This is a genomic window from Actinospineispora spinosispora DSM 44797 (genome assembly GCF_000429025.1).
GTDB classification, from domain to species: Bacteria; Actinomycetota; Actinomycetes; order Mycobacteriales; family Pseudonocardiaceae; genus Pseudonocardia; species Pseudonocardia spinosispora.
In genome coordinates this window covers 250,049-261,550 of the sequence record NZ_KE386838.1, presented here as the reverse complement: position 1 = coordinate 261,550, position 11,502 = coordinate 250,049, and the positions used below count along the sequence as shown (strand labels likewise).

Here is an 11,502-nt window from a genome sequence, read left to right as displayed (position 1 = left end):
CGCGCCCGCCCACCCGATTTAGTCGAGCAGCTGGTCCGACCGCACCGCCCGCCCTTCGGCGGCGACGTGCTCCGGCAGCACCCGTCCGAACAGCTGGCGGGTCCGCTCGACCGTGCCGATCACCCCGGGGCGCTCGGTGTAGGCGAGGATCGCGCTGTGCCGGGCCGTGGCGCCGCCGACCGGGCTGACCCGGTGCAGCGAGTAGCGGCCCCGGAACAGCTGCAGGTCACCGGGGCGCAGTTCGAGGCGGCGGATCAGGTGCCTGCCCTCCCCGGACAGCACCGCGCGCACGTCGTCGAAGTTCTCCCGTTCGGCGGAGCGGATGTCCGGGCAGTACTCGAACACCCCGCCGGACTCCGGGCCCTGGGTCAGCATCGTCACGGTGAACTCGTTGCTGTCGAAGTGCCACGGGTGCGAGTCACCCGGCAGCACGACGTTGAGCACCAGACCGGCCAGCGGGTCGGCCAGCTCGTGCACCTGGGGGAGCTCGAAGCAGTCCGCGACGAACCGCTGGAACATCGGATGGGTGTACAGCTGATGGATGATCGCGTCGGACGGGATGCGGTCGCGCGGCACGAACGCGTTGCGCCGCTGCATCCGGACGCGGCCGGGGTGGTCGTCGGGCAGCGGGGTGTCGAGCGCGATGTTGTAGGCGTTGACCGTCTCGACGTCGTAGTGCGCGGCCGGGGCCAGCTCGGTGCTCTCGGCGCGTAGCCGGTCGATCGACTCCGGCGCCAGAAAGCCGGGAAGCACACAGCAACCGTTCACACGCAGACCGTCACGCGCGTGGGAAACTATGCGCTGCCAGTCCGCGCTCCCCGGCACAGCCACGGGATAACGGGTCGTGTTCAGCAGGTCGTCGATCTCCAGAGTGTCTGCTCCGGGCACGGCGAGGTCCTCTCGGCTGAGACGTCCCACATCCCCTGCGCGACGTCGAGGCGGCCCGACCCAGCGAACTCGAGGATGAGGATGAACAGCGACCGAGGCTACTCGACGCGCACCTTCCAGAATGAGGCGCAACTACCCCGCGTTCCGCTGCCTGACCTGGCCAGTAGTGGCGAACGCTTGATCGAGTGGTGCAGCCCGCTGTTGACCTCCGACGAGCTGGCGCGGACCCGGGCCGCCGTGGACGAGCTGCTCGCGCCGGACGGCGACGGGCACGTGCTGCAGGCCGCGCTGGAGCGCTTCGAGGCCGATCCGGACACGCCGAGCTGGCTGGACGTCTTCTGGCCGTACCGCTACCTGGGCCGCCGCGACCGCATCGCGCTGAACGCTAACTTTTTCTTCCTTTTCCGCGACGCGCGCGACGGCGAGGCTCAGGTCCCCGGCGTCGATTCGCAGCTGGCCAGGGCCGCGCACCTGATCGCGGACGCGGTCGCGCTGAAGCAGCGGCTCGACGACGAGCAGGTTCCGCCGGTTCTGCTGCGTGGCGCGCCGCAGACGATGGAGCAGTACAAGTACCTGTTCTCCACCACCCGCATCCCGGGTCTCGAGTTGGACAGCGTGCGCGCTCCGTACAGCAAAGAGTGGCCCGGACCGTCCACCGCGCGGCACATCGTGGTGCTCATCGACGGCCGGATGGTGCGTCTCGACGTGCAGGACCCGGACGGCAGGCCCTACCCGGTCGCGGAGATCGCCGAGGGCCTGCGTGCCATCCGCGACGCCGCGACCCCCGCCGGGCCCGACGAGTCGGTCGGGCACCTCACCACGATGGCGCGCGCCGAGTGGGCGGAGCGCCGCCAGGTGCTGCGCGACCTCGACCCGGCCAACGCGGCCGGGCTGGAGACCATCGAGTCGGCGCTGTTCTGCCTGTGTCTCGACGCGTTCGAACCGGCCGACGACCAGCAGGCCTGCGACCGGCTGCTGCACGGCGACAGCGCCAACCGGTGGTTCGACAAGGCCGTCTCGCTGATCGTGTTCGGCAACGGGCGCGCCGGCATCAACGTCGAGCACTGCGAGCTGGACGGCACGACGATCCTCAGCTTCGTCGACAACCTGCTCGACCCGCCCGCCGACCAGGCAGGCGTCGCGTCCTACGCCGAGGGGACGCCGAAGTCCGAGCCGGTCGAGTTCGTCCTCGACGACGACCTGCGCCAGACGATCGCGGCGGCGCGGGACTCGTTCGCCCGGTTCGGCGCCGACACCGCGACCACCGTCGTGCACTTCGACGACTTCAGCGCCACGCACGCCAAGCAGCTCGGCATGTCCCCGGACGCGTTCGTGCAGATGGCCTACCAGCTCGCGCACCTGCGGGCGAAGGGCAAGATCGGTGCGACCTACGAGTCGATCGCGACCCGCCAGTACCGGCACGGCCGCACCGAGGCGATGCGTGTCGTGACGCCCGAGGTACTGGCGTTCGTCGCCGCGATGACCGACCGCGGGACATGCGCCGCCACCAGGCGCGAGGCGTTCCGCGCGGCGGCGACCGCGCACGTCACCAGGGCGAAGGACTGCCAGCAGGGCCGCGCGCCCGAGCAGCACCTGTGGGAGCTGCAGCTCATCCAGCGCCGCCGGGGCGAGGAGCTCGGCGTGACCGAGGTTCCGTCGCTGTACAGCTCACCCGGCTGGCTGATCATGCGCGACGACTACCTGAGCACCAGCTCGGCGCCGTCGGTCAACATCGAGTACTTCGGGTTCGGCTCGACCAGCAGCCAGTGCATCGGCGTCGCGTACGTGCTGCTTCCGGACCACTTCAACCTGTACCTCAGCACTCCCGGTGCGGTGGCCGGCCAGATGGCGACCTTCATCGAGGAACTGCGCACCGCGATCACCGAGCTGTCCGAGCTACTGGCGAGCGGAGAGTAGTCACAAAGGGTGGACGAAGAACGCTTTCACTCTTTAGTGGAAGCGTTCTTATACCTAAAGTGACAATTTAGGTAATCAAGGGGTCGCCGAGAGTAATGCCGAGTGGGCCGGTTATCGTTCCGACATCTTTGCTGGTCGGGGTCTGCTCGGAAGGGGATTTGTCCCATGACAGAACGCCGCATCTTTCGTCCGATCTGGGCGCTCAGTTGCGTCGGGCTGGTCACGGCCCTGACTGCGCTGCCGATGGCCGGTACCGCGTCCGCCGCGACCAGTACGCCCTGCAAGTCGGGCGTCACGGCCTGCGTGTCGCTGGGTAAGAGCGGGTACAACGCGCACGCCTGGCTGTCCAAGGGCGGCAAGGTCGCGCGCGGTCCGCTCGACGCGACCTCCGGCGGGCCCGGAATGGACACCCCGCCCGGCACCTACCGGGTGACGTCGAAGGACGAGCACCACAAGGCCAGTGCGACCGGCGCGGATATGCCGTACTCGGTGTTCTTCGGCAATTCCGGTCTCGCATTCCACGGCGGAACTCCGAGAGACCCGCGGACCGCAGGCTGTATTCGGCTGGCGAACTCCGACGCCGCCTATTTCTTCAACAACCTGAAGATCGGTGACACGGTCCAGATCGTCCAGGGCGACGGTTCGGTCCCCGACGATGACGACAAGCCGAGCAAGGGCGGCGGCGGCCTCCTCGGCCTCTAGCCACCTCGTGAGTGTTGAGTATGGCCATGGCCATACTCAACACTCACGAGATCAGGCCGCGGCTTCCTTCTCGGCCGGGGTGATGACGCCCCGCACGAAAGCGCCGATCTCGCGGATCGCCGCGTGCCCCTCCGGCACCAAGTCGGCGAACGCCTGGAACACATGCACCTGCCGCTGCCAGATCTGCAGCGTCACCGGCACCCGGTCCCGCGCGAGCCGGTCGGTCATCAGCTCCGCGTCGGACAGCAGCGCCTCGACCGACCCGACCTGGATCAACGTCGGAGGCAGCGCGGACAGGTCGACGTCCAGCAGCGACGCGACAGGCGATGTCGGACCGCCGTACAACAGTGGGATGAGCCGGCGAATCTGCCGGATCGGCAGGTAGGGGTCGGTCAGCCCGTTGGGGTGCCCGAGGCTGAACTGGCACTCGAGGTCCACCCACGGCGCGATTGCGGTGATCCCCGCCGGTGCGGGCAACCCTTCGGCGACCGCGCGCAGCGCCACCGCGAACGCCAGGTAACCCCCGGCCGAGTCACCGGCGAACACCACCTGGTCACTCGAGTAGCCGCTGTCCAACAGCATGCGGTAGGCGTCGAGGCAGTCCTGCACCGACTGGGTCAGCGTCGCGGTGGGCAGCTGGCGATAACCGACGTTCAGCACCGGCATGCCGCACGCGGCGGAGATCCGGGCCACCATCCGGCGGTGCGACCGCAGCCCGCAGCAGAAGAACGCCCCGCCGTGGAAGTACAGCACCACACCCTCGCCGGTGGCGCGCGGCGCCCGCACCAGCTCGGCGTCGAACCCGTCGAACGGGACCGGCGTCAGCTGCGTGCCGGACGGAGCGGGCTGCATGAGCCCGAGATAGAAGTCGGACAGGTAGGCGATCCTGGGCAGTCCGGCCTCTGGTCGGCCTTCGAACCGACGGATCAGCCAGGTGACCTGGCGGAGCACCGGGGCGAGCAGCAGAGCGGACGGGCTGTGGCTCGGCTTGATCTCGACGGTCGCCGTACTACCCGGCTTGAGCTGCTCCAACACTCTGACCACCCCGCATCATTGCGACGATCCATTAAAATCGTCGCATGCGCGTACGGTGCCGGGCAAGCGTTTGCGCGCTGGTCAGAGCTATACGCCCGGTTGCCTCATTTGGCGCAGCAATCCATTACTCACAGCGACCAAACCATCAACAAAGGTAGGGTTTAAGAGTGCAAGAGAACCGTGCCCGCCGAGTCGCTGACGCTTTACGTGACCGAGGTATCGACGCGCACCTGGCGCGACCGGACGCCATGGTGTTCGGCATCCGGGTGACGATCGGCGACGGACGCGAGGCCATCTGGGACACCGACGGCACCGCGACCCTGGAAGCCCAGATCATGCGCGACGGAATGCTAGTGGGTTTCGTCCCCGTGATCGAGGGTTCAGAGGACTTCGACGAGGCCCAGGTGGTCGACGCGATCGCACGTGCCGACTACAACCAGCCGATCGCCTCCCTGAGAGCAACAGCCCCACCCCCCGAGCCCGCCCTCCCCAGGGACGGCGGAGTCTTCCGCCGCTTCTTCGACGGCTTCCGGTACAAATAGCCCCGCTCCGCGCGACTGCCCATGATCACCACCGCCTGAGGGCTGTTTTCGAGCTCGAAAACAACCCTCAGGCGGTGGTGATCATGAAAAGTGTCAGGAAGTGCGGCTGCGGGTGTTCGCTGACAGATATTGATATCTGTCATCTGACAGGTCATAGTTGAGGTATGACACGACGACTGGGAAGTACCGGGCCTGACGTATCCGCCCTCGGGTTGGGGCTGATGGGGATGTCCGGCGTGTACGGGCCCTCCGACGAGCAGGAGTCCATCGCCACGATCCATGCGGCGATCGACCAGGGCGTCACGCTTCTGGACACGGGTGACTTCTACGGGATGGGCCATAACGAGCTGCTGTTGCGTGACGCGCTCAAGAGCCGGAACCGCGATGACGTCACGATCAGTGTGAAGTTCGGTGGCCTGCGCGGCCCGGACGGCCGCTGGGGAGGCTACGACGCCCGCCCGGAAGCGGTGGCCAACTTCCTCGCCTACTCGCTGACCAGGCTGGGTACCGACCACATCGACATCTACCGGCCGGCGAGGCTCGATACGAACGTCCCGATCGAGGAGACGATCGGCGCGATCGGCGACATGATCAAGGCAGGCTATGTCAGGCACATCGGTCTCTCCGAGGTCGGCGCGGAGACGATCCGCCGGGCCGCGGCCGTGCACCCGATCGCCGACCTGCAGATCGAGTACTCCCTGCTGTCCCGGGGCATCGAGGACGACATCCTGCCGACCTGCCGCGAGCTGGGTATCGGGATCACGGCGTACGGCGTGTTGAACCGGGGCCTGCTGTCCGGGAAGTGGAAGCCCGACACCAGCTCCGCAACTGCGGACTTCCGCAACTACTCACCGAGATTCCAGGGTGACAACCTGGCCCGCAACCTCGAGCTGGTCGACGCGCTGCGCGTCGTGGCCGAGGCCAGGGGTGTCACGGTCGCCCAGGTGGCGATCGCCTGGGTCGCCGCGCAGGGAACGGACATCGTCCCGGTGCTCGGCGCGCGCCGCCGCGAGCAGCTCACCGAGACGCTCGGCGCGGCCGAACTGGTGCTCTCCGCCGACGACCTGACCGCCATCGAGGCCGCTGTACCGCACGGATCGGCGGCCGGAAGTCGTTACGCCGCGGAACAGATGCTCATGCTCGACAGCGAACGGTGACCCGGTGACAGCAGCACCTCCGAAGCGGGACGGCCCGCTGACGTCCGAGGAGATCCTGGCCTGCACGGAGGACGTGCTGCGTCGGTTCGGCCCGGCGAAGGCCACCGTGGTCGATGTGGCCAGGGCGCTCGGCGTCAGCCACGGCACCGTGTACCGGCACTTCCCGACGAAGTCCGCGCTGCGCGAAGCCGTCACGCACCGCTGGCTAGACCGGGTCCACGCCGGTCTGCCGGACATCGTGACCGGGCCCGGTTCGGCGTCGGACCGGCTGCGCACCTGGCTCACGACTCTGTTCGAGGCGAAGCGGCGCAAGGTCTCCGACGATCCGGAGCTGTACGCGACCTACCACGTGCTGGTCACCGAGCACAGCACGGTGATCGAGGAGCACCTGGACGACATGGTCGACCAGGTGCGTCGCATCATCGCCGACGGCGCCGAGGCGGGGGAGTTCCACGTGGCCGACGCGGGGCGCAGTGCCAGGGCGGTGTTCGACGCCCTGGCACGCTTCCACGACCCGACCTACGCGAACCACTGGTCGCGGCCGGGCATCGAGGAGGCGTTCACCACGCTGGTCGACCTGGTGCTCGCCGGGCTACGAGCTGACTGACTCCACCGTCCGGCCGGTGGTGCGCGGTCCGAGGAGCGCGATGTCCACCGCGACGATCACCATCGCCGCGCACACGACTCCGAAGACCGCGCCCGCCCCGAAGTCGTTCAGCACCGGGACCAGCACGAACGGCATCGCGGCCGTCGCCAGCCGGGACACCGCGTAGGTGCCGCTGGCGGCGGTCGAGCGGACCGCCGTCGGGAAGATCTCGGCCTGGTAGATGTGGTAGCCGTTGGAGAACACGTTGCTGATCGCGGTGTAGAGGAACCCGAACACCAGGATCGGCGTCATCGCGTTGGAGAAGCCGAACGCCAGCCCGAAGATCGCCATCAGGATGACCGAACCGATGACCAGGAACTTGCGCTCGAACCGTTCGACCAGCGGCAGCGACAGCGCCGAACCGACCGGGTAACCGAGCCACACCAGCGCGGTGAACAGCAGCGACTGGCCGACCGGGTAGCCCTTGGCGGCGAGCACGAGCGGCACCATCGTGCCGAACCCGTAGTAGCCGATGGTCTGGAACACGTGGAACACGACCATCATCCCGGTGCGCTTGCCGAACGGCGGCCGCAGCAGCACCCGCAGGCCTTCGAGACCACGGGCTGCCGGCACCACCGGGGCGGGAGCGCCGGGCTCGTCGAGCGTGTGGCCGTCGGCCCGTGCCTCGTCCTCGAACCGGACGGTGATCTGCTCGGCCTCGTCACCGCGACCCACCGACTCCAGCCAGCGCGGTGACTCCGGCAGTCCTCGGCGCAGCAGGAAGACCACGATCGCGCCGAGCGAGCCGATCACGAAGATCCAACGCCAGCCGTCGACGCCGAAGACCGTCTTGTCGACCAGCGCGTGCGCGAGGAAACCGACGAACGGCACCCCGACGAACGACACCGTGTACGCCCAGGCGATGAAACGACCACGCTTGCGGGCCGGCAGCAGGTCGGTCAGGTACGTGTCGGCCAGCGGCAGTTCGGCGCCGAGGCCGATGCCGGCGATGAACCGGGTGACCATCAGCCAGATCGGGTCCGGGCTGAACGCGCCGAGCAGCGAGAACACCGAGTACAGGCCGAGGTTGAGCAGGAACGCCCTGCGTCGGCCGAGCCGGTCGGCGACCCTGCCCATGACCAGCGCACCGAGGAACATGCCGATGAACGTGGACGCCAGGATCGGCGTGAGCGCGGCCTTGCTGAGTGCGAACTCTTTCGTCAGTACGGAGCTCAGCACCGGGGTGATGAACACCTCGTAGATGTCGAAGAACATCCCGAGCCCGATCGCCACGGTGGCCATACGGTGGGTTCTGGTGACCGGTAGTCGGTCCATCCGGGCCGCGATCGTTCCGGTACTCGTGCCGGCCTCGGACATGCAACGCCTCCTGAACACCACACTGTGGATAGCGGAATCAGTATGTGGTCGGACTCGCGGCGTCGTCAATCCTTTGAGTGACGCCAACCCAACCGTTGGGACGCGTCCCACGCGGCCTGGACCACGACCGGCGCGAGCCTCGGCAGGTCGGCGGGGGTGAGTCGCTGGGTGGGCGCGCCGATGCCCAGGGCGGCGACCACGTCACCGTCGATGCCGAACACCGGAGCGCTGATGGACGCCGCGCCGACGTCGCGTTCTTCGAAGCTGGCGGCGTAGCCGGCCTCCCGGATGGCGCTCAGCTGCCCGGTCAGCACGTCGATGTCGACCACGGTGTCCGGGGTGAAGCGGGTGAGACCGTGGCCGACCGCGTCCTGGCGCGCGGCCGGGTCCCAGGCGAGCAGCACCTTGCCGGCGGAGCCCGCGTGCAGTGGCATGACCATGCCCAGCACGAACAGCCGGATGATCGGGTGCCGCGACTCGGCGAGCGAGACCACCGTGCGGAACGGTCCGTGCCGCAGGTACAGGCAGGCGGTCTCGCCGGTGTCATCGCGCAGCTTCTGCAGGCTCGGCCGGGTCAGTGCCACCAGGTCCAGCCCGAAGGTGCCCGGTGCCGCCCACTGCACGAACTCCAGCCCGATCCGGTACCGGTCACCGTCGCGATCGAGGAAACCCTCCAGCACCAGGTTGCGGACCAACCGTTGGCAGGTGCTGGCGGGCAGACCGGTCGCCCTGGTGATCTGATGCAGCGACAGCTCCGGATCCTCGATGCTGAACGCGCGCAGGATCTGACGGATCTTCCGCAGCACCAGGACGGGGGTCGCCGAGTTGGAGCCCGGCTCGGTCATGGTTCCTCCGAGGGTGCTGTGACGCTGAGCAGCATATCGACGCTGTCCTTGACGTTCCGCCGAATCCAACCACATGATGGGTTTATAACTCACTATGTGGGCGAGGTGGCTAGGTGGCGGCATCAGCGACGGCAGGCTCCGGTCCGTTGACCGGGATTCGGGTCCTCGAACTGGGGAACTTCATCGCGGCGCCCAGCGCGGGCAGGCTGCTCGGCGAGTTCGGCGCGGACGTCGTCAAGATCGAACGACCCGGCGCGGGGGACGAGTTGCGCCGCTGGCGGTTGCACGGCGGCGACACCTCGCTGCTGTTCCGGCACCTCGGGCGCAACAAGCGTTCGGTCACCCTCGACCTGCGCACCTCCGAGGGCAAGGAGGTGGCATTGCGCCTGGCCGGACAGGTGGACGTGCTGCTGGAGAACTTCCGGCCGGGCACCCTCGAACGATGGGGTCTCGGGCCGGACGAGCTGCGCGCGGTCAACCCGGACCTGGTGATCGTCCGCATCTCCGGGTACGGCCAGACCGGGCCGTACCGTGACCGTCCCGGTTTCGGCGGCGTCGCCGAGGCGGTCGGCGGGCTGCGTGCCCTCACCGGATATCCCGGGCAGCCGCCGGTTCGGGTCGGCATCAGCCTCGCCGACTCGGTCGCCGGCCTGTACGCGGTCATCGGTGCGCTGCTCGGTCTGGTCCAGCGGGGCACCCGGGGCGGTGAGGTCGTCGACGTCGCGCTGTACGAGTCGATCTACTCGCTCATGGAGTCGTTGACGCCGGACCACGACGCATTCGGCGTGCTGCGCGAACCCGCTGGCACCGGCATCCCGGGTGCCTCGCCGTCCAACACCTACCGGTGCGCGGACGGCGGATACGTGGTGATCAGCGGCAACGGGGACGGCATCTACCGGCGGCTGATGCACGCGATCGGCCGTCCCGAGCTCGCCGACGACCCGAGGATGGCGGACAACGCGGGCCGCGTCGCGCACAACGACGAGCTGGACGAAGCACTCGCCGCGTGGGCCGAGGGCGTCAGCATGGAACGCGCCACCGAGGTGCTGCTCGCGGCCGAGGTGCCGCACGGACCGATCCTGACCGCGCCGGACATCGCGCGGGACCCGCACTTCGCGGCACGCGGCATGCTGGAGAGACACCCGGTGCGGATCGGCGAGGAGAACACCGAGGTGAGTTTCGCCGGCATCGTCCCCCGGCTGGAGAACAACCCGGGCCGGACCCGCTGGATGGGCCCTGAACTGGGCGAACACACCGATGAAGTGCTGTCCGAGCTGGGTTACGGCGAGGCTGAACGGGCCGAGCTGCGCGCGAAGGGTGCGATCTGATGGAACCCGACGTCCTGATCACCGACGTGTTGCTGCGGGACGGGCTACAGCTGGAGAAGGTGGTCCTGCCGGTCGAGGAGCGGCTCGCGCTCGCCGAAGGACTCCTGGACGCCGGGCTCGTGTCGCTGGAGGTCGGCGCGTTCGTCAACCCGGCGAAGGTGCCGCAGATGGCCGGGTCCGCCGAGGTGCTGCGCGGGCTGAACCCGGCCGAGGTGACCGCGCAGCTGCACACCCTGGTGTTCACCGACGGCGGTGCCCGACGCGCGATCGAGGCGGGTGCGCGGACCGTGCGTTTCGTGGTCTCGGCCTCGGACGGGCACAGCGTCGCCAACGCCGGCGCGAGCACCGACGCCGCGCTGGACCGCCTCGAACCGGCGGCGGCGACCCTGCGCGACGCCGGCGTACGCGTCGAAGGGGCCGTGGCCACGGCGTTCGTGTGCCCGTTCGACGGGGACACCGACCCGGCCAGGGTCGCCAGGGTGGCGACGCGCCTGGTGGGGATGGGCGCCGAGGTGGTCCATCTCGCCGACACGATCGGCGCCGCGCACCCCGGAGGTGTTACCCGGGCGATCGGCGCCGTGCGGGACGCGGCAGGCGACATCGAGCTGGGGCTGCACCTGCACAACACCTACGGGATGGCCGCCGCGAACGCCTGGTGCGCGCTGGGCCTGGGCATCCGCAGGTTCGACGCGGCGCTCGGCGGACTCGGCGGATGCCCGTTCGCGCCCGGCGCGTCCGGCAACGTGGCGACCGACGACCTGGTGCACCTGCTCCACCGCGAGGGCCTGCGAACCGGCATCGACCCGGTGAAGCTCACCGCCGTCCGCGACCACCTGGCCGGGCTGATCGACCATCCGCTCGACTCGGCGCTGGCCACCGTCGGCACCGCCCCTGCCGCTCCGGTCACTCGTCGTCGAGACGGAAACCCAGTTTGAGCCCGACCTGGAAGTACTGCACTGCCCCGTCCTCGATCTGACCGCGCACCTCGGTGACCTCGAACCAGTCGAGGTTGCGCACCGTCTTCGCGGCTCGGGCCACACCGTTACGGATGGCGGGCTCGATGCCGTCCGGGCTCGTTCCGACGATCTCGGTGATGCGATACGTGTGATCCATGGGATCCGACGG

Annotated in this window: 12 protein-coding genes; 7 read left to right on the top strand and 5 right to left on the bottom strand. The window is 68.8% G+C overall.

Annotated elements, in window-relative coordinates; translation table 11 throughout:
* Positions 1 to 18 precede the first annotated feature (18 nt).
* A complete protein-coding gene (locus G406_RS0141920) occupies positions 19 to 888 on the bottom strand; it encodes a HalD/BesD family halogenase (protein WP_028938529.1) in 870 nt (289 codons plus the stop codon).
* A gap of 81 nt (positions 889 to 969) precedes the next feature.
* On the opposite strand from G406_RS0141920, the gene G406_RS0141915 reads away from it, so the two are divergent.
* Positions 970 to 2,805: a choline/carnitine O-acyltransferase gene (locus G406_RS0141915; protein ID WP_028938528.1), complete on the top strand. Its 1,836-nt coding sequence runs from the start codon at positions 970 to 972 to the stop codon at positions 2,803 to 2,805.
* Positions 2,806 to 2,970: 165 nt separating this feature from the next.
* On the top strand, positions 2,971 to 3,507 hold the full coding sequence (locus G406_RS53105) for a L,D-transpeptidase (RefSeq protein ID WP_051343392.1): 537 nt from the start codon (positions 2,971 to 2,973) through the stop codon (positions 3,505 to 3,507).
* A 51-nt stretch (positions 3,508 to 3,558) separates the two neighbouring features.
* Here G406_RS53105 and G406_RS0141905 read toward each other — a convergent pair whose 3' ends face one another.
* Positions 3,559 to 4,542, bottom strand: coding sequence for an alpha/beta hydrolase (locus G406_RS0141905; protein ID WP_051343418.1), 984 nt, complete (start codon positions 4,540 to 4,542; stop codon positions 3,559 to 3,561).
* A gap of 167 nt (positions 4,543 to 4,709) precedes the next feature.
* On the opposite strand from G406_RS0141905, the gene G406_RS0141900 reads away from it, so the two are divergent.
* The 3 genes from G406_RS0141900 (at position 4,710) to G406_RS0141890 (ending at position 6,848) form a co-directional block, all read left to right on the top strand.
* A complete protein-coding gene (locus G406_RS0141900) occupies positions 4,710 to 5,084 on the top strand; it encodes a hypothetical protein (protein WP_028938526.1) in 375 nt (124 codons plus the stop codon).
* A 164-nt stretch (positions 5,085 to 5,248) separates the two neighbouring features.
* Positions 5,249 to 6,241, top strand: coding sequence for an aldo/keto reductase (locus G406_RS0141895; protein ID WP_028938525.1), 993 nt, complete (start codon positions 5,249 to 5,251; stop codon positions 6,239 to 6,241).
* A 4-nt stretch (positions 6,242 to 6,245) separates the two neighbouring features.
* Positions 6,246 to 6,848: a TetR/AcrR family transcriptional regulator gene (locus G406_RS0141890; RefSeq protein ID WP_028938524.1), complete on the top strand. Its 603-nt coding sequence runs from the start codon at positions 6,246 to 6,248 to the stop codon at positions 6,846 to 6,848.
* On the opposite strand, the gene G406_RS0141885 is transcribed toward G406_RS0141890, so the two are convergent.
* Together G406_RS0141885 and G406_RS0141880 are read right to left on the bottom strand one after the other, a co-directional pair.
* On the bottom strand, positions 6,834 to 8,204 hold the full coding sequence (locus tag G406_RS0141885) for an MFS transporter (RefSeq protein ID WP_028938523.1): 1,371 nt from the start codon (positions 8,202 to 8,204) through the stop codon (positions 6,834 to 6,836). The two genes, G406_RS0141890 and G406_RS0141885, sit on opposite strands and share 15 nt — an antisense overlap.
* A gap of 65 nt (positions 8,205 to 8,269) precedes the next feature.
* The gene (locus tag G406_RS0141880) at positions 8,270 to 9,049 is read right to left on the bottom strand and encodes an IclR family transcriptional regulator (protein ID WP_028938522.1); all 780 of its coding nucleotides are present in this window, start codon (positions 9,047 to 9,049) and stop codon (positions 8,270 to 8,272) included.
* A gap of 113 nt (positions 9,050 to 9,162) precedes the next feature.
* Between G406_RS0141880 and G406_RS0141875 the strand changes: the two genes are divergently transcribed.
* Both G406_RS0141875 and G406_RS0141870 read left to right on the top strand, forming a co-directional pair.
* Positions 9,163 to 10,377: a CaiB/BaiF CoA transferase family protein gene (locus tag G406_RS0141875; protein WP_028938521.1), complete on the top strand. Its 1,215-nt coding sequence runs from the start codon at positions 9,163 to 9,165 to the stop codon at positions 10,375 to 10,377.
* On the top strand, positions 10,377 to 11,312 hold the full coding sequence (locus tag G406_RS0141870; protein WP_028938520.1) for a hydroxymethylglutaryl-CoA lyase: 936 nt from the start codon (positions 10,377 to 10,379) through the stop codon (positions 11,310 to 11,312). Before G406_RS0141875 ends, G406_RS0141870 begins: the two co-directional genes overlap by 1 nt.
* Here the strand turns inward: G406_RS0141870 and G406_RS0141865 are convergent.
* Positions 11,281 to 11,490, bottom strand: a complete 210-nt coding sequence (locus G406_RS0141865) for a dodecin (protein ID WP_028938519.1) — start codon at positions 11,488 to 11,490, stop codon at positions 11,281 to 11,283. The genes G406_RS0141870 and G406_RS0141865 overlap by 32 nt on opposite strands.
* Positions 11,491 to 11,502 lie beyond the last annotated feature (12 nt).